A 24,121-nucleotide genomic window follows, 5' to 3' on the forward strand; every position below is an offset into this window, starting at 1 on the left:
TGGTTTGCTTATTCACGCTGGGCATATTGGCCATAAAGAAGCCTTTTGGCTAACGAAAAGTTCTTATCTATGAATAAGCAGAAATAATCTGCGAGAGAATTTATTTATTGCCGCATCGAATTTGGGGCCTTGTTGTGGCAATCGCGGAAAAGTGGTCTACGATGTGTACCATGAAACATATCGCCCCCAGCGGCAGGACGGGACACCGTATGCAACACGCCCTCAAGGACGAGAACGCCCTGGTCGACGCCTTCGGCCGCCGCATCGAATATGTCCGTCTCTCGGTTACCGACCGCTGCGACCTGCGCTGCTTCTACTGCATGCCCAAGGGCTTTCGTGACTTCGAGGAGCCGGAGCACTGGCTGAGCTTCGAGGAGATCGAGCGCGTGATGGGAGCCTTCGGGCGCCTCGGCACCCGCCGCGTGCGCCTGACCGGCGGCGAGCCGCTGGTACGCAAGAACCTCCCGGACCTGGCCGCACGCCTGAACGCCCTGCCCGGCATCGACGACATCTCGCTGTCCACCAATGCCACGCGCATGGGGCGCCATGCCCAGGAACTGAAGGATGCCGGGGTCGCCCGCATCAACGTCAGCCTCGACTCGCTCAAGCCCGAGGTCTTCAAGGAGATCACCGGCGGCAAGCTGGAGAAGGCGCTGGACGGCCTGATGGCCTCCAAGGCCGCCGGCCTGAACCCGATCAAGATCAACATGGTGGTGATGGGCGGGATCAACGAGCCGGAGGTCGAGGACATGGTCGACTTCTGCATCGAGCACGGCTTCACCCTGCGCTTCATCGAGACCATGCCGATGGGCGACACCGGCCGCGAGGCGAAAGAGGGGCACTATGTGAACCTGCAGGACGTGCGCGCCCGCCTGGAGCAGCGCTACAACCTGGTCCCCGGAGTGATGCCCGGCGGCGGCCCGGCGCGCTACATGCAGATCCCGGATACCGACGTGCGCATCGGCTTCATCACCCCGATCTCGCAGCACTTCTGCGACACCTGCAACCGCGTGCGCCTGTCGGTGGACGGCACCATCTACACCTGCCTGGGCAACGACCACAGCCTGAACCTGCGCCCCTACCTGCGTGAAGGCTGCAGCGACTCGGAACTGGAAGACCTGGTGATCCAGGCGATCAACCTGAAGCCGGAACGCCACGAGTTCTCGGAACGCCCGGAGAAGGTCATGCGCTTCATGTCCATGACCGGCGGCTGACACCGCCACAAGGCTTCCCAAAAGAAAGGCCCGTCTCGCTGGACGGGCCTTTCTTTTTTGGCATCCGCGCCGGGCACTGACGCCGCCAGGGGAAACGCTGACTAGCCGAGCAGTCCGCGCAGGATGAAGAAGAACACGATGGCGAGGATCGCCCCGGCCGGCAGGGTCACGATCCAGGACATGAAGATCATGCGCACCAGGCGCAGGTCGATCGCCGCGATCCCGCGCGCCATGCCGACACCGAGGATCGCCCCCACCAGCGTATGGGTGGTGGAGATCGGCAGGCCAGTACCGGAGGCCAGCACGACGGTCGCGGCCGCCGCCGCGGTGGCCGCGTAACCGCGACTCGGGGTGAGCTGGGTGATGCCGGTGCCGACCGTCGCGATCACCCTGTGGCCATAGGTAAACAGCCCGAACACGATCCCGAACCCGCCCAGCAGCAGGACCCACATCGGCACCACGGTCTCCGGGTCCACCTCGCCGGTCTGGATCACGTCCACCACCGCGGCCAGCGGCCCAACCGCGTTCGCGACGTCGTTGGAACCCAGCGCGAAGGCCATCGCGCAGCCGGTAACGACCATCATCACGCCGAAGACCTTCTCGACATCACTGAAGTGCGAGCCATGGGCCTGCGGGGAGGCCTCCTCGAAACGCAGGCGCCGGATCGCGAAGAGCCCGGCCGCCACCACCGCCAGGCTGATCAGCACGGCGAGGCCGTAGGCCTGCCCGCTGGTCAGGTCCAGCCCGACATGCGTCAGGCCCTTGAACATCGTGACCAGCGCGGTCACGAGGGCCGTCAGGAAGATATACAGCGGAGCCCAGCGCTTGGCGTTTTTCAGCGGGTCGACGGTATCCAGGATCAGCAGCTGGATGCTGCGAAACAGCGCGAAGGCGATCACCCCGCCGATCATCGGGGACAGCACCCAGGAGATCGCGATGGTCCCGACGCGCTCCCAGCGCACCACCTCGAACCCGAGGCCCACCACCGCAAACCCGATGATCGCGCCAATGATGGAGTGCGTGGTGGAGACGGGCCAGCCGAAATAGGAGGCGGTCAATAGCCAGGTGCCCGCCGCGGCCAGTGCCGCGAGCATCCCGTAGACGAGAAGCGAGGGGCTGTCCGCGAGCAGGGCCGAGTCCACCATCCCGCTGCGGATGGTCTGCGTGACCTCGCCGCCGGCCAGCCAGGCCCCGGCAAACACGAACACCGCGGCCACAAAGACCGCCTGGCGAATATTGAGGGCCCGCGAGCCGACCGAGGTACCCATTGCGTTGGCGACATCGTTGGCGCCGATGCCCCAGGCCATGAAGAGCCCGAAGATGACTGCAAGGCCGAGCAACAGGGTGCCGTATTCCATGCGGTCTGCGTCCGTTGGTGGCGGTGTTTACTTGGCCAGCATCAGCTGCAGGCGGCTGCCCACGCGCTGGGCCAGATCGGCCAGTTCGCCTATGGAGTCAATCACGCGGTACATGAAGATCACGTTCACCGGGGGCAACTCCGCCTCCTGGGCAAACAGGATCTCGCGCACCTCGCGCTGGGCCTCGTCGGATTCGTGCTCGATCTGGTCCAGCTCGGTCAGGATGTCGTTGACCACCTCGACCTCGTGCCCGCGAAAGCCCGCCTCGACCAGCTCGTCCAGCTCGTTGACCGCGCGCCCGGCCTGATTCACCGCGTCCACGCTGCGGTCCAGAAAGCGCTGCAACGGCTCCTGCATATTGGCCGGGAACTGCATCTGTCGGCCCAGCATCAGCCCTGCGATGTCCTTCGCCATATTCGCGATGCGGTCCTGGATCAGCAGGGTGTCGAGCACGTCGCGGCGCGACATCGCCAGCATCATCCCCTTGGGCAGTGCAGGCGCAGGTCCTTCTTCAGGCGGTCGGCCTCGTGCTCGAGCTTGACGATCTTCCTCTGCTGTACGCGCGCAGTGTCCCAGTCGTCCCGGGCCATCGCCTCGATGAAGGGCGGGAGCTCGGCGATGCAGGCGCGCACCTTCTCCATGTGCGCCTGCAGGGGGCGCACCGGCGAACGACCAAACAGTTCGAAGACGAAGTTCTTGGGGCTCATGGCGGCGCGAAGAATGTCACAAAGGCCTAATGTACCGCAAAACAACCCTCAATACCCTGTCACCTGCAGGCGAATGTGCGCCGCGTGCGCTACAATCGTCGCCCAGAGCTGGGGGTGCCCGTACCACATGTCGGGCTGAGAGAGTCCCCTAGGGAAACACGGACCAATGTACACGCTCGCGTTGGTGCCCCAGGTTTTCCGAGACAAGGCGCGCCGTGCAGCGGGTAGTGGTTCTACCCGCAAGCGGTGCAACGCAGGATCGGGGAACCTGGGGTACCAACCCCAAGGGGCTCGGCCGCTTTTGCGCGCGCACTGCGTTGCGGCTCCCTTGTGCAGAATGACTGCACGGCAGTCACCGCGCCTTGTTCGCACGCAAAAGCGACTCGAGCGCGAGCGTGTACATTGGTCCGTGTTTCCCCGCACCTGAACCGGTTAACACCGGCGGAGGGAAGCTCGGTCAACGGTCTGCTGTACCCGGGGTCCCTGCCCCGCGATCGCCCTGCCCGCGCCCCCTTCGCCTCACGCGACAGCAGCAGAGGTCCGATCATGAGCGCCATCCCCGAGTCGTTTGCCCGCAAGACCGCCGAGGTCTCCGCAGAGGTCACCCGCCCGTTCCCGAACTCCGAGAAGCGTTACGTCGAGGGTTCGCGCGCGGACATCCGCGTGCCGTATCGCGAGGTCGCGCAGACCCCGACGATGACCTCCGGCACGCCCGAAGAAAACCCGCCGATCCCGGTCTACGACACTTCCGGGCCTTACACCGACCCCGAGGCGAGCATCGACCTGCACCGCGGCCTGGCGGATCTGCGTGGTGGCTGGATCGACGAACGCGCGGACACCGAGTGGCTGGACGGCCCGAGCTCGGAGTACGGCCGCGCCCGCGCCGCCGATCCGGAACTGGCCAGCCTGCGCTTCGAGCACATCCGCCCACCGCGCCGGGCGAAGGCCGGCGCGAACGTCTCGCAGATGCACTACGCCCGTCAGGGCATCATCACGCCGGAGATGGAGTTCGTCGCGATCCGCGAGAACAACCGCCTGCAAGAGCTGCGAGCCGACCCGCGCTACCGAAAGCTGCTCCGGCAGCACGCCGGCGAGTCGTTCGGCGCCTCCATCCCCGAGGAGATCACCCCCGAGTTCGTGCGCGACGAGATCGCCCGCGGCCGCGCGATCATCCCGGCGAACATCAACCACCCCGAGCTCGAGCCGATGATCATCGGCCGCAACTTCCGGGTGAAGGTGAACACCAACATCGGCAACTCCGCGGTCACCTCCTCGATCGAGGAGGAGGTGGAGAAGCTCGTGTGGTCCGCGCGCTGGGGCGGCGACACCCTGATGGACCTGTCCACTGGCAAGAACATCCACGAGACCCGCGAGTGGATCCTGCGGAACTCGCCGGTGCCGATCGGCACCGTGCCGATCTACCAGGCGCTGGAGAAGGTCGACGGCAAGCCCGAGGATCTGACCTGGGAGCTGTTCCGCGACACCCTGATCGAGCAGGCCGAGCAGGGCGTGGACTACTTCACCATCCACGCCGGCGTGCGCCTGCAGTACGTGCCGCTGACCGCCGACCGCGTGACCGGCATCGTCTCCCGCGGCGGCTCGATCATGGCCAAGTGGTGCCTGGCGCATCACCAGGAGAACTTCCTCTACACCCACTTCGACGAGATCTGCGAGATCATGAAGGCGTTCGACGTCTCCTTCTCGCTGGGGGACGGCCTGCGCCCCGGCTGCCTGGCCGACGCCAACGACGCCGCGCAGTTCGGCGAGCTGGAGACCCTGGGCGAGCTGACGCAGAAGGCCTGGGCGCACGACGTGCAGGTGATGATCGAGGGCCCCGGCCACGTCCCGCTGCAGAAGGTGAAGGAGAACGTCGACAAGGAGCTGGAGGACTGCTTCGAGGCCCCGTTCTACACCCTCGGCCCGCTGGTGACCGACATCGCCCCGGCCTACGACCACATCACCTCCGGCATCGGCGCGGCCAACATCGGCTGGTACGGCACCGCGATGCTCTGCTACGTGACGCCCAAGGAACACCTGGGCCTGCCCAACAAGCAGGACGTGCGCGACGGCATCATCACCTACAAGATCGCCGCCCACGCCGCCGACCTGGCCAAGGGCTTCCCCGGCGCGCAGCTGCAGGACAACGCCCTGTCCAAGGCGCGCTTCGAGTTCCGCTGGGAGGACCAGTTCAACCTGGCGCTGGACCCGGAGCGCGCGCGCGAATTCCACGACGAGACCCTGCCGAAGGAGGCGCACAAGGTCGCCCACTTCTGTTCCATGTGCGGCCCGAACTTCTGCTCGATGAAGATCACCCAGGACGTGCGCGACTACGCCGCGGCCCAGGGCATCTCCGAACAGGAGGCGCTGGACAAGGGGCTTGAGGAGAAGGCCATCGAGTTCCGGGAGACCGGAGCGGAGATCTACCGGAAGGCTTGACGGCCAGGCAACGAGATCTGGCTGACCAGACAGGTCAGGCCAGCCGGATTCGAGAGCGGATACCAGGATCGCAAGGAAACGCTACCGAACGGCTGTTACGAGCAACCGATCACTGGCTCCAGGCAGGCGGGGCATCTACCCTTTCTGTACTGCGCCCCGCACCAACCTGTTGCCGGGAGGATTACGGCATGGCGACTACCCGCTGCTGTTGTGGCGCCAGCGCCCTTGCCGCAGTGCTGGCCGTCTGCCAGGTCGGAACGGCCGCGGCCGAGGAAGACGGGATGGCCCGGCAGTGGGCGGAGACCTCGGTCTTCGCCTATGGCGCACGCTGGACCGACACCCGCTTCGTCGAGATCCTCCGGTTCCAGACCGAGATGCAGGACTCGCACCTGGCGGCCGTCGGCCTCTCCCGTCGCCTGCACCGCTTCGGTGACCATCTGCATCTCGAAGGCGAGATCAATGTCGCCCGCCACTGGGGTCAGCAGGATCACCTCGAACTGAACGCGGCCGCCAACCTGCGCTGGACCCGCTTTCCCTGGGACCACCTGGTGGACACCTCGGCTGCCTGGGGCATTGGCCCCTCGCGTGCCCTCGGCGAGCCGGTCATCGAGGATAGTCGCCCCAGCCGCACCCAGGCGTTCATGATGGCGGAAATCGCCTTCGCGCCACCGGCGTCGCGGGACAGTTCCTGGGAAGCCTTCCTGCGCATCCATCACCGTTCCGGCGTCTTTGGTGTGGTCAGCGATGCCAGCGGCTCGAATTTCATCGCCACCGGGCTGCGCTTCCACTTCGGGCCCCGGTAACGCACGACCCGGCCCTCCAGTCCTCGTCTGGTCCGACTCAACGCGGCTTGCAAGCGCTCTCGGCAGCGGGAGCGCGGCCCCGGTGTTCGCCCTGATGGCCCCACCGCGAGGCATGCCCGCATCCAGGGCCCGGCGCTCCTGTGTACGACTCTCCTTGATCAGCGTACCTCTATGCGGTTGCGGCCGTTCTTCTTGGCCGCGTACAGGGCCCGGTCGGCCCGATCAAAGGTGTCGACCATACGTTCACCCGGACGGTATTCGGTCACGCCGAAGCTTGCCGTCCGCCGGCCTGCCGTGTCGAAGTCGAAGGCATTGATCCGGGACTGGAGGTCGCGGGCCGCCGCTTGCGCCTGCGCGACATCGGTTTGCGGCAGCAGCACGAAGAACTCCTCGCCACCAATCCGGCCAATGGCATCCACCTTGCGCAGATTCTGGCGCAGCAGCTCGGCAAACTGTCGCAGCACCGCATCACCAGTACTGTGGCCCCAGGTGTCGTTCACGGCCTTGAAGTGGTCGACGTCGATCAGGATCACCGAGAACGGCTGGCCATAGCGCTCGTTACGTGCACGCTCCTCCTCGAACAGCTGCTCGATATGTGCACGGTTCCACAGGGAGGTCAGTTCGTCGGTCTGCGCAGAGCGGGCCAGCTGACGTTGTTGCAGGAAGGTGTGCTTGTATGCCTTTTCCAGGACAAAGGCACTCAGACAGCCGAACGAGAAGGCGGCCAGCACCCAGAACAGATGCAGCTGCTGCAGGCCTGGCTCCAGGGGCGCGTATGACGCAGCCACGATCACTAGCGCGACGATGGCGGTGGCCGCGATGACGGCCTGACGCAGGGCCAGCCCGGAGATCGCAAAGGTCCACATGATGCTCAGATAAATTTCGGGAGCGAAGACCAGGAACTGGGGCGATCCCGCATTCAACCCCAGGTTGGCGGCATTCGCGACCACTGGTGCCACGGTCAACAGGGCCCACATCGGCGGCTGGAACCGCGTACGAAAACTCATGGCTGCCACGGACAGCAACAGGCCGGGCACCAGTACTGCGTGGGCCAGTAGCCGCAGACTCGACGAATCGGCAGCGACTGCCTGCTCGATGACGGCATACAGCAGATACAGTGCAGCCGTCAGAAACGCGATATAGCGGACCTGCGGAATACGTGTCGTGCGCAGCCAGCTCGTAAACGCTTGCCGTGTCTCCTCGCACTCCCCGTACAGCGGATCCGCCCGCATCCGCAGTCGCCTTGCTATATCCAAGATTGTGTTCCTTGCTGCCGGGGCCGACCGCCGCGGCGCCGGTTCGCGTACACCGTTCCGGCGGGGAGGTGCCCCCGGTATTACTGCACGTGTTCGGCCATGCCGCCGACCCCCATCATCCCGACGCCGATGCCGAACAGCATGCCGACGACCATCAGGATCAGGTAGATCAGCAGCAGCACGCCAAAGATGGTGAAGTAGATGCGCAGCCGGCTCAGCGCATACTTGATCTCCAGCGGGTCGGCGCTGTCGAAGGCGCGCTGCGAGGCACCCGCCGCCTGCATCAGCACCACGCCGGCCCAGATCGGGATCCAGGCGATCAGGATGCCGACAATGGACAGGGCGGTGAGCACGCCCGAGATGATCAGCATCACACCGATCAGCTGCATCCAGAACTTGCCGCGAACCAGTGGCTCGATCAGCTCGCGAAGCTGCGGGTTGCCTGTCGATTCTGCTTCCATGCGGTCCTCCTGTCCGTTGGATTGCAACGGTCTCGAGCATAGCAGGCTGACCAGCGCGCCGCGCATTGTTCGCCATCGGGGCGGAGGGCATACTCGGGCGGTACACCGCAGCTGCGCAATGGAGGCCGCATGAGCGATCAGGGACGAGACAGTGAACGCGAGCGCAGTGGCCCGCAGGGGACCATGCTGTTCCAGGGCGCGGCCTTGCCCGAGACCGAAGCCGCTGGCGAACACTCGCATACGCCGCCTGGTGGACATCCCGTGCTGGTGGGCGTGGCCGAACCCTTCCGTCAGCAACGCCTGACCCTCAAACCCGGCAAGCAGTCTGTCGGCCGACAGGGCGACAATGACATCGTGCTGCAGGAAGGCAGTGTCTCGTCGCAGCACGCCTGGCTGGTCAACGACGGCGGGGCCTGCCGGGTGGTCAACCTGCTCTCGACCAACGGCACCTGGGTCAACGACCACAAGGTCCACGAGGCCACGCTGAATGACGGCGACCATGTCCGCTTCGGGCGCGCAGAGTTCATCTTCCGGCGCCGGGACGACGGCTCGGAGGCGGTGCCCGCGCGTGGCGTGCGGCGGTCTTCGTGGCGCTGGATCGGCGTGGCGGTCGCGATCCTGGTACTCGCCGCGGTCGCTCGCATCCTGCTCGAAAGCACCTGAACGGGCCGCCCGGCGTGCAGCGGATCGGTCGCTACGACGCAGGCGAGGAAATCGGTCGCGGGGCCATGGCCGTGATCTATCGCGGCTTCGACCCGGAGATTCGCCGCGAGCTGGCGATCAAGTGCCTGCAGGATGACTACGCCCGGCGGCCCGAGTACCGCCGCCGGTTTGTGGCCGAGGCGCGCGCGGCCGGCACGCTGACCCACCCGGGGATCGTGACGATCTTCGATGTCGGCGAGTCCGATGATCGCCCGTTCATCGCGATGGAGCTGCTGGACGGGATCACGCTCGCTGCATTTGCCGAGCAGTTCCGCCCGCTGCTGCTGCGCAACGTGCTGAAGATCGCGATCCAGCTGACCGAGGCACTGGATTACGCCCATCGCAATGGCGTGGTTCATCGCGACATCAAGCCGGAGAACATCATCGTCACCAGCGCCACGGTGAACATCAAGGTGATGGACTTCGGCATTGCCCAGACCCTGAATGACCCGGCCTGGCGGGCCGACTCCGATGGCTACGTCGCCGGCTCGCCCCACTACATGGCGCCCGAGCAGGTGCAGGGCCTGCCCACCGACGCCCGTGCGGACCTCTACTCGGTGGGCGTAGTGCTGTATGAGCTGCTCACGGGCTCGACACCGTTTCGCGGGCACGAGGTCGAAGGGCTGCTGACCCGAGTCGTGCGCGACCCGGCACCGCCCTTGCGCCCCATTGTGGGGGATTGTCCGCCCGAGCTGATCGAGCTGGTCGAACGCCTGCTGGAGAAGCAGCCGGAGAAGCGCTACCAGTCAGCCGGGGAGCTGCTGGTGGACCTGCAACGCCTCGACGAAGAGCGCGTGGAACGCGAACGGGCCGGCGCCGGGAGTCGGGTCATCCCGCTGCGGTGGCGCTGGCCGGCAATCCTCGGAGCGACGGTGGCCATCACCCTGACGATCGCCGGAGCCCTGGTACAACACAAGCAGAACGAGGTCATCACGGATCTCGCCTTCGACTACGGGTCCACACTGGCGCAGATCATCGCGGTGGAGAGCGCGGAGGACCTGCTGCTGGAAGACACCATTGCCGTACAGGGGCGGCTGCAGGACATGCAGGACAATCGCGAGATCGCGCTGCTGAGCGTGGCGGATCACCGGGGACGCGTGGTGGCGAGCAGCGACGACGCCTCGCTCGGCAATTCGTTTGAGCCCCTCCCGGACGAACAGTTACTGGCTCGCCGCGGAGGGCAGGCGATCTGGTCCAGAGAGGACCCGGAGGGGCGCGAGATGATCGTGTTCGAGTCGCCGGTGCGGTTTCAGGAGATGGAGATCGGGCGGCTGCAGGTAGGGCTCTCGACCCGCTCCCTGCGGGCCGCCAATCAGACGACGTGGCTGGCCCTGACGCTGCTCGCACTGGTCACGCTGCTCGCGGTATCGCTGGGCGCCTACGTACTCGCGCGCCGCTTGCAGGCACCACTCGACACCCTGCGCGGCGCCCTGGAACAGACTGGTCAGGGCCGGCTGGACACGCGCATCCGCGCCCGGCGGCGCGATGACTTCGAGCGGGTTTACGCCGCCTACAACGCAATGGCGGACTCGCTGGAGGCGCGCATGAAACAGCGGCCGACAGCCCGACAGGACCCGTCGGCGCAATCCGACAGCGAACGCACGCTGGTACTGGAGGAGGAGACGGAGTCGTCACGCTCGGAGCGTACCCCACCGGCCTGAGCGAGCGCGGTCCGGGCTACAGGAGCTCGGTGTCGTCGTGCGAATAGGGCGGCGAGCAACTGCACAGGATGTGCAGCGGTTCTTCCCCGGTGTTGCGGATGTTGTGCGGGGTACCAGGATGGATACAGACGGTATCCCCGACCGTCACCTCGAAGGTCTCCGCCCCGAGCCGCATCTCCCCCCGTCCGCGGGTGATGTGGTAGAGCTCCTCGGTCTTCGCGTGGCGATGCAGGTGCGTGGTCGCACCCGGTTCCACGATCGCTTCGGCCAGACTCTGGGCCGCATTGCCGTGGCTGTCCGGATGCATCAGCTCGCGGATCTCGGAGCCGTCCTTGGTGTCATAGGCCGGGATGTCGGCGTAGCGCGTATGCATCGTCGGCCTCAGGCGGGCTCCGGAACTTCCTCGAGCAACAGGCTGGCCCCACCCATCGCAGCGGGCTTGGGCACGCCCATCAGCTCCAGCACGGTCGGCGCCACGTCGGCCAGACCACCACCGGTGCGCAGACGCCAGCGCTGCGAGTCGGTGATCATGCACATCACCGGGTAGATCGTGTGCTGGGTATGCGGATCGCCGGTCACCGGGTCGACGTACTCGTCGCAGTTACCGTGGTCAGCAGTCACGATCGCGGAATACCCGGCCTCCTTCGCCGCATCCAGCACACGCCCCACCTCGCGGTCGAGAGCCTCTACCGCCTGGATCAACGCCTCGCGCTTGGCCGTGTGGCCCACCATGTCGCCATTGGCAAAGTTGACCAGGATAAAGCCGTAGCGCCCGCTCTCCATCGCCTGGATGGTCTCGTCGGCCACTTCGACCGCGCTCATTTCCGGCTGCTCGTCGTAGGTATCCACGGACGGCGAGGGCACCATCACGCGCTGTTCACCAGCGTAGGGCTCCTCCTTGCCGCCATTGAAGAAGAACGTGACGTGGGCGTACTTCTCGGTCTCCGCACAGTGGAACTGCGGGATGCCGGCAGAGGCGATGGTACTCCCCAGGGTGGTCGAGGGGCGCTCCGGCGGAAAGGCGATCGGCGACAGAAAGCGCGGATCGTATTCGGTCAGACAGATCTCTGCGACCGGGCGGAAGTCACCACGGTCGAAACCATCGAAGTCGTCCAGACCCAGCGCGGCGGTCAGCTGGCGCGGCCGATCGTTGCGGAAGTTGAACAGCACACAGACCGCATCCTGGCCGAGCGGGGCCCCGCCATTGATGATCCTTGGCTTGATGAACTCGTCATCCTCGCCAGCGGCATAGGCGGCCTCGATCGCCTCGCGCGCCGAACCGGCGGGTTCACCCTCGGCAAAGGCGATTGCCCGGAAGGCCATTTCGGTGCGATTCCAGCGCTTGTCGCGATCCATCGCGTAATAGCGGCCGCAAACGGTGGCGATGGCACCACCGGCGCTCGCCAGTTCCTCTTCCAGCGGATCGAGGTAATTGAGCGCGGAGCGCGGGGGCGTATCACGACCGTCGGTGATCATGTGCACCATCGGACGCGCGCCCTCGTGCTGGCAGATCTCGACCAGCGCCCGCAGATGGCGGATATGCGAATGCACACCGCCGTCGGAGACAAGCCCGATCAGGTGGAGCGGCAGGTCATTGTTGGCGGCCGCACGTGCGGCACTGACCAGGGCATCATTCTCGTAGAAGGAGCCATCGGCGATGGAGTCGTCGATGCGCACGAGATCCTGGTTGATCACAGTACCGGCACCGAGCGTCAGGTGCCCCACCTCCGAGTTGCCCATTTGCCCATCCGGCAGGCCAACGGCACGACCACAGGCATCCAGCGTGGTGTGGGCATGTGTGGACAGGTACTCGTCGAGACGGGGGGTGTTGGCCTCGGCATAGGCATTGTTCACCTTCGAGGGGTTTACACCCACCCCGTCCATGATGAGGAGCAGAACAGGGCGGCGGGGAGTCGGACGCGGGTCGGCCATCGCGGGTTCATTTCCTGGGTCAATGGGTTATCGGGGCATTTTAGCAAGTTCCGATGCGCGTATGGACGCCACAGGGATCCCGTCACATTAATCCGCTAGCGATAACGGCCCTCGTCATAGTCCTCCTGCGACGGCCCATCCTCATCCGGGACATCGTCACTGGCTGGCTCTTGCGGCTCGCCACCCTTCGTCGTACCCGTCTCGGGAGCTTCGTCGGTCGGCGCCTGCGCGGACTTGCGGGCATCCCTCTGACGCTGGAGTTCGGCCTGCTCTGCCTCGATACGATCCAGCTCGGCGTCCATCTCGTCGTCAGTCATTGGGGTATAGCCGGCGCGCGCAGAGGCCGGGGTTTCCCGAGCACCAGCACTGGAGGCTGCCGCGCCCCCCGTGGCCGCAGCCGCCGAACCCTTGCGGTCGGGGGCGCCGGTCGCACCCTTGCCACCGCCACCGGGACCGCCGCCCGGGTCGTCGGGGCCATCGCCCGAATCGTCGCTCAAGTCGTCGGGCTCGTCACCCCCCCGTTCGCGGCGCTCGCGGGCTTTCTTGCGCTCCATGATGCGCGAAAGAACGAGACCGATCTCGAACAGCAACCACATCGGCAGTGCCAGCAGTGTCTGCGAGATGATATCGGGCGGGGTGAGCACCATTCCGACCAGGAATACCCCCACGATCACGTAGGGACGCTTCTTGGCGAGCTTTTCGGGTGTTGTCGCGCCCAGCGAGACCAGCAGAATCGTCGCCACCGGCATCTCGAACGCAATCCCGAACGCGATAAACAGCATGATCACGAAGGCGAGATAGCGGGAGATATCGGTCATCACCGCTACGCCCTCGGGCGCCGTCGCCGTAAAGAAGGCGAAGATCAGCGGGAAGACCACAAAGTAGGCGAAGGCCATGCCGAGGTAAAACAGGATGGTGGATGATGCCACCAGCGGCAGGGCCAGGTTCTTCTCGTGGCTGTACAGCCCCGGAGCGACAAACGACCAGACCTGGTAGAGCAGATACGGGATGCTGATCACCACCGCCAACAGCAGGACCAGCTTGAACGGAATCAGGAATGGCGCAGCCACGTCGATCGCGATCATGCTGGTGCCTTCCGGCAGGTGCTGCATCAGCGGATCCGCCAGCCAGGTGTAGATCGGGTTGGCGAACGGGAACAGCACCAGGAACACCACCAGAATGGCGATGAACATCCTGAGGATGCGGTCACGCAGCTCGATCAGGTGCGTGAGCAGGGTTTCGGTGGCCTCCGGACTCGGTTCGACCTCCGGCTTGGTCTTGCTCATGAGTGCTTGTCGGGGGCCTGGTCGTCGTGGGTGGAATCGCCGGTCTGATCCGGGCCGGCATCCGGACGGTCTGCACCGTCATGCGGGTCACGCCCCGAGTCGGTGACCGGGGTAGCGTCCACCTTGTCGGTCCGCCGGGGGCGAACCGCCGGCTTCTTGCGTTTCGGTCGCTCACCGTCCGCGGCACGCGCCTTGCGTTCAGCCGCCAGCGCCGGGTCATCGGTCATCAGGTTGCCGTCCATGCCCGAGCGGGTTGGTACCCGGCGTACCTCGGGCTGCTCGGGCTCGGGCTCGCCCGTCGCGTCATCGGCATCCTCCGTGCGGCGCGGACGCACAGCCGGCTTCTTCGCCTTCGTTTCCGCCGCCGTGCGCCGGTCGTCCAGGGCACGCAGGTGGTCCTGCGTCAGCCCCTTGCCCTTGGCGGGTTTCCCTTCGATATCCTCGCGCAGGTCCTTTTCGGTTTCCTCGAGGTCCTCGCGGAGATCCTTCTCGGTCTCCTCCATCGTGCCCTTGAGCTGACGGATCTCGCGTTCCTGGCTCTTGAGCATCTTGCGCAGCTCTTCGGTCTGCAGCTCCTGCTCGAAGTCCGAGCGCACGCTGTGCACGAAACGCCGGGTCTTGCCGACCCAGCGCCCGATCTCGCGCGCAAGGCCGGGCAGCCGCTCCGGCCCCACGACCAGCAGCGCGACCAGCACGATGATGATGATCTCCCAGAAACCGATGTCGAACATGCGCTAGCGCCGCCCGAGTCCGGCCATTCCGCGCACGGCGCGGATCAGGATTTCTTGTCCGACTGCGAGGTCTCGGTCTCCTGCTCCGAGCTCTTCTTCGCCTCGCCGTCGACTACACGCCCCTTGTCACCGGTCTGATCCTCGACCTCGGGGGCCTCGCCATCCTGGCCTTCCGCGTTTTCATCCTGCTTGTTCTCGCCATCCGGGTCCTTGACCGCCTGCCGGAAGTTCTTCAGTGCGGAACCGACGTCGCCGCCCATATTGCGCAGCTTCTTCGTGCCGAACAGCAGCACGACGATGAGCAGGATAATAAGAAGTTGCCAGATGCTGATGCCACCAATACCCATGGACTCTCTCCAAGATCATTCAACTTTGAGATCAAGCCTGAACGGCGTCAGGCCCATAATCAATACGCAGCGTTTTATTTATCGTTTTTATCGGAGCGCTGCCCGCTGGCCCGTCGCGCGGCCTTTTCCGCGACGCCTGACAGCCCGAAGCGCCGCGCCAGCTCGTCGAGGACGTCGTCGGGGTGTCGGCCCCGGGCCGCGAGGACGACCAGGCTATGAAACCACAGGTCAGCCATCTCCGACACTAGCGCATCGCTGTCCTCGTTCTTGCCAGCGATAATCGTCTCCGCCGACTCCTCGCCCAGCTTTTTCAGCATTTCGTCGAGCCCCCGGGCATGGAGCTTCGCCACATAGGACTGCTCCGGGTCGGCCTGGCGACGCTGCTCGATCACTTCGGCCAGTTTGCTCAGGAGCTCGTCACCTGCCGGTGCCTGTGCCGCACGCCCGGCCATCAGGCGGCCACTCCGGCGTCATTGGGCCGCACGGGCACGCCCGCCGCGGCCATCGCGTCCTTGGCCTCGCCCACCGTGTGCTGCCCGAAATGGAAGATGCTCGCCGCCAGCACCGCATCGGCATGCCCCTCGGTCACGCCCTCGACCAGGTGCTGCAGCTCGCCCACGCCACCGGAGGCGATCACCGGTATGCCTACCGCGTCGCTGACCGCCCGGGTCAGCTCCAGATCGAACCCGATCCGGGTGCCATCTCGATCCATGCTGGTCAGCAGGATCTCGCCGGCCCCGAGAGACTCCATCCGCTGCGACCACTCGACGACTTCCAGACCGGTCTCCCGGCGCCCGCCGTGGGTAAATACCTCCCAGCGGGGGGGCTCGCCTTCCGCGCTGACGCGCTTGGCGTCGATCGCGACCACGATGCACTGGCTACCGACCCAGTCGGCCGCCTCGCGCACCAGTTCCGGGCGGTGCACGGCAGCAGTATTGATCGAGACCTTGTCGGCCCCGGCATTGAGCAGGCGGCGGATGTCCTCGACCGCGCGTACGCCACCGCCGACAGTCAGCGGGATGAAGACCTCGCGTGCGACAGCCTCGACCACATGCAGGATGGTGTCGCGATCGTCACTCGAGGCCGTGATGTCGAGGAAGGTGATTTCGTCCGCGCCCTGCGCGTTGTAGCGCCGCGCGATCTCGACCGGGTCGCCGGCGTCGCGGATGCCCACAAAGTTCACGCCCTTGACGACGCGGCCGGCATCGACGTCCAGGCAGGGGATGATGCGCTTGGCCAGCATCTCAGCCTCCGGAGGCCGCCTTGCGTGCCTCTTCAAGCGTAAACGCACCCTCGTACAGCGCACGCCCGACGATCGCACCGGTGATGCCCTCCTCCTCGTTCTCGGCGAGCTTGCGCAGGTCGTCCAGCGAGCTGATGCCGCCGGAGGCAATCACCGGTACACGCACGTTACTCGCAAGGCGAGCGGTGGCCTCCACATTGGGCCCCTTCATCATCCCGTCGCGGGCGATATCGGTATAGACGAAGGCCACCACTCCATCCGCCTCGAAATGCTGGGCCAGGTCGATCACATCGTGGTGCGACAGCTTCGACCAGCCATCCACCGCCAGCTTGCCGTCCTTCGCGTCCAGCCCCACGATGATGCGCCCGGGAAACTCCAGGCACAGATCATTGACGAAGTGCGGCGCGCTCACCGCCCGGGTGCCGATGATCACGAACTCCACCCCGGCGTCCAGGTAGGCCTGCACGGTATCCTCGTCGCGAACCCCGCCACCGATCTGGATCGGCAGATCGGGGAAGGCCTCGGCGATCGCGTGCACGGCCTCGGCGTTACGCGGATGGCCGGCGAAGGCGCCATCCAGGTCGACGATGTGCAGGCGCTCGGCCCCGGCATCCACCCAGCGCCGGGCCATCTCCACCGGGTCTTCGCCGAACACAGTGGAATCCTCCATCTTGCCCTGGCGCAGGCGCACGCACTTGCCTTCCTTCAGATCGATTGCGGGTATGACCAGCATCTTCGACTCCTCACACGGCCCCGGGACCCTCACCGTCCCAGCGCAGAAAGTTGTGCAACAGGCGCAGCCCGCAGGCGGCGCTCTTCTCCGGGTGGCACTGCATGGTAAACAGCGGACCCCGTGCCAGTGCCGAGGCAAAGGTCTCGCCATAATCGGTGCGCCCGGCGACATCCGCCTCGTTCTCCGGCAACACGCGATAGCTGTGTACAAAATAGAACCACGGGGTCTCGGGCAAGCCGTGCCACAAAGGATGATCGCCGGCCGGCAGGACCCGGTTCCACCCCATGTGCGGGATCTTCAGAGGGCGGCCCTCCGGGCCCTCGCGTTCCGGAAAGCGCGCGACGCGCCCCGGCAGTATGCCCAGAAGATCGACACCCCCGCTCTCCTCGCTGTGCTGCATGAGAATCTGCTGCCCCAGGCAAAGACCGAGAAAAGGCCGATCCGCGGTCAGCGCGGGCAACAGACGGTCGAGTCCGCGGCTGCCGAGCGCCTGCATCGCATCACCGGCCGCCCCCTGCCCCGGAAAGACCAGGCGGTCGGCCTCGCGCAGGGTGTCGGGGTCGTCCGTCAGCAGCACGCGCTGGCCGATATCGGCCTCGTGCTCGAGCGCGCGAACCACCGAGTGCAGGTTACCCATGCCGTAGTCAATGACGGCAATTGTTTCCATGGTGGAGGAATCCCTTCAGTGATTCGCGTTAGAGGCTGCCCTTGGTCGATGGAGTCATTCCCTCCGCGCGCGGGTCACCCTCGGCCGCCATGCGCAGGGCACGCCCGAAGGCCTTGAAGATGGTCTCGGCCACGTGGTGCGCGTTGTCCCCGCGAATGCTGTCGATGTGCAGCGTCATCCAGGCGTGGTTGACCAGCCCCTGGAAAAACTCGTGGAAGAGATCGACATCGAACTCGCCGATGTGCGAGCGCCGGAAGTCGGCGTGCATCTCCAGCCCCGGGCGTCCGGAAAAATCGATCACCACCCGTGCCAGGGCCTCGTCCAGGGGCACGTAGGCGTGGCCGTAGCGACGAATGCCCTTCTTGTCCCCCAGGGCCTTCGCCAGCGCCTGCCCGAGCGTGATGCCGACATCCTCGACCGTGTGATGCGCGTCAATGTGCAGGTCGCCCTGCGCACGCACGGACAGATCGACCATGCCATGGCGTGCTACCTGGTCAAGCATGTGATCGAGGAAAGGGACACCCGTTTCCAGTTGGCTCGTGCCCGTGCCGTCGAGATTGATTTCGACGGCGATCTGGGTCTCCAGGGTGTCGCGGCGGACGCTAGCGGTACGTTCAGTCATGATCCCGATTCAAGGCGGCAAAGTCCCAGTGTAGCAAGGCTGGCCGCGCCCCGGTACGCACGGCGAACCGCAAGCTCCGTTCGCCATGCGTTGGGTAAAAAAAAGCCGGGACCCGAGGGCCCCGGCTGGACTTCAGGAAGCAGGGCCTCCTTAGCCGACTTCGACTTCGGTCGAATCGGATTCACCCTTGTTGTCCGTCCAGGAGACGGACACGGTGTCACCGGCAGACCCGTCAAACTCGCACTGCAGGAACGGGTTGCGGGAGACGGTGAAGTTCCAGTGGGCGGTCACGGCGTCTTCGCCGTTACGCTTGATTTCCACGGTCTCGATGAAGTGCGGGCCACCGTCATCATCCGGGACCAGCATGTCGTGGCTCATCAGAGCGCGGACATTGATAACGCCGTTACTTTCCTGGGCGCGAACTCGAATAGACATATCTTATTCCTCCAATAGGGTTCGATCAGCGATAGGGGCGCGCGGCTTAACCGCCGCAGCCACCGACCGTGACCTTCACTTCGCGGACCGTCTTGTACCAGTTGTCGCCGGACTTCACGGCCGCTACGACATTCGAGGACTCGCCCAGACGGATACGGCCGGAGATTTTCGGCTTGGTGCCGGAGGCCAGGACGTAATGGGCGGTCGCGGAGAAGTCGTTTTCTTCGGCGAAGATGGCGATCTCGCTGACATCGTCCATCGTGGTTTCGACAGAAACCGGGACCACGGCGCCGTTTTCGGCGATTTCCGGGGCGCTCAGGTCGATGTCGTCGCTGTCCGGGATATCGCTGGAGCCGAGCGCGGCTTCCATCGCGGCTTCCAGGCCCTCGGCCTCGAACATTTCAGACGGCCAGGCGGCCAGCAGCTTGCTCGGAGCCAGCAGGCCAGCCCCAACAGCCACGCCGACAGTGCCGGCGGCGAGAGTGCCTTTCAGGAAGACACGACGCTTGGTGCTAATCATGGAGATCTCCTCTCATCTTTTTGGGTCAATTCCGGATTATCCGGCGGCGTTTTGGCGGTTACCCGCGCTAACGCCTGTTGCTTTGGACGGCGACCCCGGGGGTTCTATTCCGCGGGGCCGGGCTCCATCGCTGACCAGCTACAGTGGTCTTTCGCTGGTCTGGCAGGTTCATCCTCCCAAAGTTCGCTGAATCGATGATGAACGGATCACCAAGGGTTCAAAATCGGGTGAATGGCAACGGATGGACCTGAAGCCAGCGCCGTATCAATGGCACACTATCGGCCCTCATTGCAACGACACCCCGGAACGAACATGCGCTCATGCAAGGCCCAGTGGCTCCTGATTGCGGTCGTGGTCGTGCTTGGCACGATGCAGATGCTTGCCTCCTGCGGACAGAAGGGCGACCTCTACCTGCCCGATGATGACGACCCCGCCGAGGAGCGCCGCTGAATGGACTATTTCGACTACCACGGCGACACCCTGCATTGCGAAGGCGTCGCCCTCGACGGCCTCGCCGAACTGGTGGGCACGCCCGCCTACGTTTATTCCCGCGCCACGCTGGAGCGGCATTATCGCGCGTTCAGCGAGGCCCTGATCGGCACCCCGCACCAGGTCTGCTTCGCGGTGAAGGCGAACTCCGCGCTGGGGGTGCTGAACGTGCTCGCGCGCCTGGGCGCCGGCTTCGACATCGTCTCCGGCGGCGAACTAGAACGCGTGCTGCGCGCCGGCGGCGACCCGGCCAAGATCGTGTTCTCCGGCGTCGGCAAGACCGCGGCCGAGATGCGCCGGGCGCTGCAGGTCGGCATCCACTGCTTCAATGTCGAGTCCGCCCCCGAGCTGGAACGGCTGGAGTCTGTGGCCGCCGAGATGGGCGTGGCCGCGCCGGTCTCGATCCGGGTCAATCCGGATGTCGATGCCGAGACCCATCCCTATATCGCCACCGGCCTGCGCGAGAACAAGTTCGGCGTCGCCATCGAGGAGGCGCCGGCGCTGTATGCCCGGGTGCGCGACAGCCAGCACCTGGAGGCCACCGGTGTCGATTTCCATATCGGCTCGCAGCTGACCCGCATCGACCCGTTCACCGATGCCCTCAAGCGGGTGCTGGCACTGGTCGACCAGCTGGCCGCAGACGGCATCGAACTCGAACACATCGATGTCGGCGGCGGGCTGGGCGTGCGCTACCGCGACGAGACGCCGCCGGAGCCGGACGCCTGGGCCAGCGCCCTGCGCGAAGTAATGGGCGAGCGCCCGCTGAAGGTGCTGCTGGAGCCGGGCCGCGCGATCGCGGCGAACGCCGGCGTGTTCCTGACCCGGGTGGAGTACCTGAAGCACACCGAGGCCCACGACTTCGCGATCGTCGACGGCGCGATGAACGACCTGCTGCGCCCGGCCCTGTACGGCGCCTGGCAGGAGATCGTCCCGGTTGTGCAGCGCAAGGACACCGAGCCCCGCACCTACGACATCGTCGGCCCGGTCTGCGAGACCGGCGACTTCCTCGGCCGCGAGCGCGAACTGGTGCTGGCCGCAGGCGACCTGCTGGCCGTGCGCTCGGCCGGGGCCTACGGCTACGTGATGGCCGGCAACTACAACTCGCGCCCGCGCCCGCCGGAGATCATGGTCGACGGCGACCACTTCCAGGTCATCAACCGCCGCGAGCAGGTCGATCACCTGATGATGCGCGAGAGCATGCTGCCCCAGGATCCGGACGACGACGATCCACCCGGGAGCGTGGACCCGTGATCCCGCGCCGCCCGGAACCGGAGCTGATGCTGGAGCCGGAGCAGGCCCGCGCCTATGCCGAGGCCGACTTCGCCACCCCGCACGAGGGCTTCGTGGACGCCTTCGCCGAGGCCTTCCCGGGCCCGGTCACCGGCCCCGTGCTCGACCTCGGCTGTGGTCCGGGCGATGTCTCGCTGCGCTTCGCGGCGCGCTACCCCGCCTGCGAGGTCGATGGCCTCGACGGGGCGCCCGCGATGCTGGCCGCCGGTGACGCACTAATGGCCGGCCACCCGGCCGCGCAGCGGGTCCATCTGGCCGAGGGCTGCCTGCCCGAGGCGCGCGGCCCGCGCGCCCCGTATGCCACGATTATCAGCAACTCCCTGCTGCATCACCTGCATGAGCCCTCGGTACTGTGGCAGGCCATCCGCCACGATGGGGCGCCCGGCGCAGCCGTGTTCGTCATGGACCTGCGACGGCCCGACTCGGAAGAAGCGGTCAAGGCCCTGGTCGCGCAGTACGCGGCCGAGGACCCGGACGTGCTGCGGCGCGACTTCGAACACTCGCTGCACGCGGCCTTCACGCCCGACGAGGTCCGCGAACAACTGGCCGCCGCCGGACTCGACGGCTTCACCGTGCGCGCCACCTCGGACCGGCACATGATCATCTTCGGGCATCTACCGGAGGCCGCCTGATGCGCCTGGAATTCACCAAGATGCACGGGCTGGGCAATGACTTCGTCGTCATCGACAGCACGCGTCAGAACGTCCACCTGGACGAGGCAGCGCTGCGCCACCTGGCGGATCGCCACTTCGGCATCGGTTGCGACCAGATCCTGCTGGTGGAGCCCCCGGGCGACCCGGCGCAGGCCCTGTTCCGCTACCGCATCTTCAACGCCGATGGCTCCGAGGTGGAGCAGTGCGGCAACGGTGCGCGCTGCTTCGCCCGCTTCGTGCGCGAGCAGGGCCTGACCGAGGCCCGCGAGATCCCGGTCGAGACCCTGGGCGGGCGGATCGTGCTGCATGTCGAGGGCGACGAGCGCGTGCGGGTCAACATGGGGCGGCCAGTGTTCGCGCCCGAACAGATCCCGCTGGTCGCCGAACACGAGGCCGACGCCTACACCCTGGACGTACAGGGCCACGCGATCACGCTGGGCGCGGTGTCCATGGGTAACCCCCATGCGGTGCTGCTGGTGGACGACGTCGCAAGCGCCCCCGTGACCGAGGTCGGGCCACTGATCGAACGGCATGAGTGCTTCCCGCGCCGCGTGAATGTCGGCTTCGCCGCACTGCGCGATCGCGGCCATGTGGACCTGCGGGTCTTCGAGCGCGGGGTCGGAGAGACGCTGGCCTGCGGCAGCGGCGCGGCCGCCGCGATGGCCATCCTGCGCCGGCGCGACCTGGTCGACGACGAGGTTGAAGTCTCGCTGCCGGGCGGTACCCTTGTGCTAAGCTGGAACGCACAGGCCGAGGCCCCGGTTTGGCTAACCGGACCGGCCACCACGGTTTTCAACGGCTGGATCGATCTATGACTGGGCAATCCTCCAACGCCTCTGCTGCCAAGAAGGCCCCCAAGACGCAGGCGACGGACGACAAGAACAACCAAACGATCAACGCGGCCGACGTCGAGGCCTATCTGCGCGATCACCCGGATTTCTTCCAGGACCACCTGCCGCTGCTGGACATCCTGCGCCTGCCGCATCCGGCCGGCGGGGCGGTGTCGCTGCTGGAGCGCCAGGTAGCCCTGCTGCGCGAGAAACACCGCGCGATGGAGCAGCACATGGGCGAGCTGGTCGAACGCGCCCGTGACAACGAGCGCATGGGCCAGCACCTCCACGAACTGGCCAAGACCCTGATGCGCGCCGAGAACCTGGATGCCGTGCTGGCACTGACCCAGGACGCCCTGCGCAACGAACTGGGTGCCGAGCGCGTCAGCATCCGCCTGGCCGACCGCGAGGTGGACGACCTGCACGCCCTGGAGTCCGGCGAGCTGAGCACGTTCGACCCGCTGTTCGCGCGCGGCAAGGCCCAGTGCGGCCGTGTGCCGGGCGAGATGCTGGACGTGCTGTTCGATTCGGCCGACGGCATCGGCTCCGCGATCCTGATGCCCCTGGGCGACGAGTCCGACCGCATCGGGGTACTGGGCCTGGCCAGCGACTCCGTGGATCGCTTCCAGCCCGACATGGGCACCTACTTCGTCACCCATATCGGCGACCTGCTGGCCGAATCGATCCGCTGCCATGTCGAGCGGACGCACGCCGCCGCCTGAGGCGGCGACCGATTCCGACCCGCCACAGGATGCGGACATCGCGGCCTTTCTCGGCCACTTACGCGATGTTCGCGGCCATTCGCCGCATACCGTCAATGCCTACCGGCGCGACCTGAATCGCCTGCGCAGCCTGCACACGGGCCCGTGGGCCGACCTCAAGGCCGCGGATATGCGCCGCATCGCCGGACAGCTCGCCCGCCAGGGCCGCCACCCGCGCTCCATCCAGCGCTTCCTGTCCGCCGCCCGTGGCTTCTTCGCCTATCAGGTCGAACACCGCCGCATGCCGGCCAACCCGGCCGCCGGCCTGCGCGGACCGCGCGCGGGGCGCGCCTTGCCGCGCGATCTCGACGTCGACCAGACCCAGCAGGCCCTGACCCCGGCCGAGGACCTCGACCCGATCCTGGCCGCCCGCGACCAGGCCATGCTGGAGCTGCTGTATTCCTCCGGGCTACGCCTGTCGGAACTGACCGGGCTGGACCTGACGGATCTCGACCTCGATACCGGGCTGGTGCGGGTACTCGGCAAGGGCCGGCGCGAACGCAGCGTCCCGGTAGGACGGGTAGCCCGTGACGCGATCCGCACGTGGCTTGAGCGCCGTGGCGACTGGGCCGCGCCCGGCGAACGTGCCCTGTTCGTGACCCGGCGCGGCGCCCGCATCGGCAACCGCGCAGTGCAGCGCCGCGTGGCCGAGGCCGGCCGGCGCGCCGGGCTGGACGTCCGCCTGCATCCGCACCGGCTGCGCCATGCCTTCGCCAGCCACCTGCTGGAATCGAGCGGTGATTTGCGAGCCATTCAGGAACTTCTTGGTCACGCCAACCTTGAAACCACCCAGATCTATACCCATCTCGACTACCAGCACCTGGCACAGGTGTATGATGCCGCCCACCCGCGTGCCCGGAGAGACCGTTCGCCAGGCAAACGCTGAGTCCAGCTTTCTCCGGGCGGGGAACCAACAGCAACGACCGGGACCCAACCGCTTCCGGACCGCAAAAACCTCGGGCGTCGCCAGAGCCTGACTCCCTA

At 66.2% G+C, this 24,121-nt stretch carries 26 protein-coding genes and 1 pseudogene; 11 read left to right on the forward strand and 16 right to left on the reverse strand.

Annotated features, from left to right (window positions below):
• Positions 1 to 209: 209 nt before the first annotated feature.
• Entirely contained in the window at positions 210 to 1,214 is a 1,005-nt protein-coding gene (moaA, locus tag G372_RS0108345) for a GTP 3',8-cyclase MoaA (RefSeq protein WP_019623775.1), read from the forward strand.
• A 101-nt stretch (positions 1,215 to 1,315) separates the two neighbouring features.
• Here the strand turns inward: moaA and G372_RS0108350 are convergent, their stop codons facing one another.
• Both G372_RS0108350 and G372_RS13560 read right to left on the reverse strand, forming a co-directional pair.
• Positions 1,316 to 2,572 (reverse strand): inorganic phosphate transporter, encoded by a 1,257-nt coding sequence (locus G372_RS0108350; RefSeq protein ID WP_019623776.1) that lies wholly within the window; start codon positions 2,570 to 2,572, stop codon positions 1,316 to 1,318.
• A gap of 27 nt (positions 2,573 to 2,599) precedes the next feature.
• A pseudogene (locus G372_RS13560) lies at positions 2,600 to 3,279 on the reverse strand (TIGR00153 family protein).
• Positions 3,280 to 3,825: 546 nt separating this feature from the next.
• Between G372_RS13560 and thiC the strand changes: the two are divergent.
• Entirely contained in the window at positions 3,826 to 5,715 is a 1,890-nt protein-coding gene (gene thiC, locus G372_RS0108360; RefSeq protein WP_019623779.1) for a phosphomethylpyrimidine synthase ThiC, read from the forward strand.
• A 188-nt stretch (positions 5,716 to 5,903) separates the two neighbouring features.
• Complete coding sequence (locus G372_RS0108365; protein WP_026340328.1) at positions 5,904 to 6,518, forward strand: hypothetical protein; 615 nt, start codon at positions 5,904 to 5,906, stop codon at positions 6,516 to 6,518.
• Positions 6,519 to 6,676: 158 nt separating this feature from the next.
• Here G372_RS0108365 and G372_RS0108370 read toward each other — a convergent pair whose 3' ends face one another.
• Both G372_RS0108370 and G372_RS0108375 read right to left on the reverse strand, forming a co-directional pair.
• The gene (locus G372_RS0108370) at positions 6,677 to 7,750 is read right to left on the reverse strand and encodes a GGDEF domain-containing protein (RefSeq protein ID WP_019623781.1); all 1,074 of its coding nucleotides are present in this window, start codon (positions 7,748 to 7,750) and stop codon (positions 6,677 to 6,679) included.
• A 104-nt stretch (positions 7,751 to 7,854) separates the two neighbouring features.
• Positions 7,855 to 8,235 (reverse strand): DUF5362 family protein, encoded by a 381-nt coding sequence (locus tag G372_RS0108375; protein WP_018863174.1) that lies wholly within the window; start codon positions 8,233 to 8,235, stop codon positions 7,855 to 7,857.
• 129 nt (positions 8,236 to 8,364) lie between these two features.
• On the opposite strand from G372_RS0108375, the gene G372_RS0108380 reads away from it, so the two are divergent.
• Entirely contained in the window at positions 8,365 to 8,898 is a 534-nt protein-coding gene (locus G372_RS0108380; RefSeq protein WP_018863175.1) for an FHA domain-containing protein, read from the forward strand.
• Between the two features lie 14 nt (positions 8,899 to 8,912).
• Positions 8,913 to 10,598 (forward strand): serine/threonine-protein kinase, encoded by a 1,686-nt coding sequence (locus G372_RS0108385; RefSeq protein WP_019623782.1) that lies wholly within the window; start codon positions 8,913 to 8,915, stop codon positions 10,596 to 10,598.
• A 16-nt stretch (positions 10,599 to 10,614) separates the two neighbouring features.
• Here G372_RS0108385 and G372_RS0108390 read toward each other — a convergent pair whose 3' ends face one another.
• From G372_RS0108390 to soxY, 12 genes are all read right to left on the reverse strand, one after another.
• The gene (locus G372_RS0108390; protein ID WP_018863177.1) at positions 10,615 to 10,971 is read right to left on the reverse strand and encodes a cupin domain-containing protein; all 357 of its coding nucleotides are present in this window, start codon (positions 10,969 to 10,971) and stop codon (positions 10,615 to 10,617) included.
• A gap of 8 nt (positions 10,972 to 10,979) precedes the next feature.
• Entirely contained in the window at positions 10,980 to 12,530 is a 1,551-nt protein-coding gene (gene gpmI / locus G372_RS0108395; RefSeq protein WP_018863178.1) for a 2,3-bisphosphoglycerate-independent phosphoglycerate mutase, read from the reverse strand.
• Positions 12,531 to 12,625: 95 nt separating this feature from the next.
• Positions 12,626 to 13,816: a twin-arginine translocase subunit TatC gene (tatC, locus tag G372_RS0108400; protein ID WP_019623783.1), complete on the reverse strand. Its 1,191-nt coding sequence runs from the start codon at positions 13,814 to 13,816 to the stop codon at positions 12,626 to 12,628.
• Complete coding sequence (tatB, locus tag G372_RS0108405; protein ID WP_019623784.1) at positions 13,813 to 14,547, reverse strand: Sec-independent protein translocase protein TatB; 735 nt, start codon at positions 14,545 to 14,547, stop codon at positions 13,813 to 13,815. Before tatB ends, tatC begins: the two co-directional genes overlap by 4 nt.
• Positions 14,548 to 14,591: 44 nt before the next feature.
• Positions 14,592 to 14,894 carry a twin-arginine translocase TatA/TatE family subunit gene (gene tatA / locus G372_RS0108410; RefSeq protein ID WP_018863181.1) on the reverse strand — a complete coding sequence of 101 codons (303 nt, stop codon included), beginning with the start codon at positions 14,892 to 14,894 and terminating at the stop codon, positions 14,592 to 14,594.
• A 74-nt stretch (positions 14,895 to 14,968) separates the two neighbouring features.
• Positions 14,969 to 15,346, reverse strand: a complete 378-nt coding sequence (locus G372_RS0108415) for a phosphoribosyl-ATP diphosphatase (protein ID WP_018863182.1) — start codon at positions 15,344 to 15,346, stop codon at positions 14,969 to 14,971.
• Positions 15,346 to 16,137: an imidazole glycerol phosphate synthase subunit HisF gene (hisF, locus tag G372_RS0108420; RefSeq protein ID WP_018863183.1), complete on the reverse strand. Its 792-nt coding sequence runs from the start codon at positions 16,135 to 16,137 to the stop codon at positions 15,346 to 15,348. The genes G372_RS0108415 and hisF overlap by 1 nt, the downstream gene beginning before the upstream one ends.
• Before the next feature lies 1 nt (position 16,138).
• A complete protein-coding gene (hisA, locus tag G372_RS0108425) occupies positions 16,139 to 16,870 on the reverse strand; it encodes a 1-(5-phosphoribosyl)-5-[(5-phosphoribosylamino)methylideneamino]imidazole-4-carboxamide isomerase (protein ID WP_018863184.1) in 732 nt (243 codons plus the stop codon).
• Positions 16,871 to 16,880: 10 nt separating this feature from the next.
• Entirely contained in the window at positions 16,881 to 17,537 is a 657-nt protein-coding gene (gene hisH / locus G372_RS0108430) for an imidazole glycerol phosphate synthase subunit HisH (protein ID WP_019623785.1), read from the reverse strand.
• Positions 17,538 to 17,565: 28 nt separating this feature from the next.
• Complete coding sequence (hisB, locus tag G372_RS0108435; protein ID WP_019623786.1) at positions 17,566 to 18,159, reverse strand: imidazoleglycerol-phosphate dehydratase HisB; 594 nt, start codon at positions 18,157 to 18,159, stop codon at positions 17,566 to 17,568.
• 150 nt (positions 18,160 to 18,309) lie between these two features.
• Positions 18,310 to 18,594, reverse strand: coding sequence for a thiosulfate oxidation carrier complex protein SoxZ (soxZ, locus tag G372_RS13565; RefSeq protein WP_038070471.1), 285 nt, complete (start codon positions 18,592 to 18,594; stop codon positions 18,310 to 18,312).
• Between the two features lie 46 nt (positions 18,595 to 18,640).
• Entirely contained in the window at positions 18,641 to 19,114 is a 474-nt protein-coding gene (gene soxY, locus G372_RS0108445; protein WP_019623788.1) for a thiosulfate oxidation carrier protein SoxY, read from the reverse strand.
• Between the two features lie 312 nt (positions 19,115 to 19,426).
• Here soxY and lptM point away from each other — a divergent pair, with 312 nt between their 5' ends.
• The 6 genes from lptM to xerC are packed head-to-tail and all read left to right on the forward strand — an operon-like array spanning position 19,427 to position 24,023.
• Positions 19,427 to 19,564 (forward strand): LPS translocon maturation chaperone LptM, encoded by a 138-nt coding sequence (gene lptM / locus G372_RS13970; protein ID WP_017926463.1) that lies wholly within the window; start codon positions 19,427 to 19,429, stop codon positions 19,562 to 19,564.
• Positions 19,565 to 20,854 carry a diaminopimelate decarboxylase gene (gene lysA, locus G372_RS0108455; RefSeq protein WP_019623789.1) on the forward strand — a complete coding sequence of 430 codons (1,290 nt, stop codon included), beginning with the start codon at positions 19,565 to 19,567 and terminating at the stop codon, positions 20,852 to 20,854.
• Positions 20,851 to 21,525, forward strand: a complete 675-nt coding sequence (locus tag G372_RS0108460) for a class I SAM-dependent methyltransferase (RefSeq protein WP_019623790.1) — start codon at positions 20,851 to 20,853, stop codon at positions 21,523 to 21,525. The genes lysA and G372_RS0108460 overlap by 4 nt, the downstream gene beginning before the upstream one ends.
• Complete coding sequence (dapF, locus tag G372_RS0108465) at positions 21,525 to 22,361, forward strand: diaminopimelate epimerase (RefSeq protein WP_019623791.1); 837 nt, start codon at positions 21,525 to 21,527, stop codon at positions 22,359 to 22,361. The genes G372_RS0108460 and dapF overlap by 1 nt, the downstream gene beginning before the upstream one ends.
• The gene (locus G372_RS0108470; protein WP_018863192.1) at positions 22,358 to 23,098 is read left to right on the forward strand and encodes a DUF484 family protein; all 741 of its coding nucleotides are present in this window, start codon (positions 22,358 to 22,360) and stop codon (positions 23,096 to 23,098) included. The genes dapF and G372_RS0108470 overlap by 4 nt, the downstream gene beginning before the upstream one ends.
• Entirely contained in the window at positions 23,070 to 24,023 is a 954-nt protein-coding gene (gene xerC, locus G372_RS0108475; RefSeq protein WP_018863193.1) for a tyrosine recombinase XerC, read from the forward strand. The genes G372_RS0108470 and xerC overlap by 29 nt, the downstream gene beginning before the upstream one ends.
• Positions 24,024 to 24,121 lie beyond the last annotated feature (98 nt).

It is taken from the genome of Thioalkalivibrio thiocyanoxidans ARh2, from assembly GCF_000385215.1.
GTDB classification, from domain to species: domain Bacteria; phylum Pseudomonadota; class Gammaproteobacteria; order Ectothiorhodospirales; family Ectothiorhodospiraceae; genus Thioalkalivibrio; species Thioalkalivibrio thiocyanoxidans.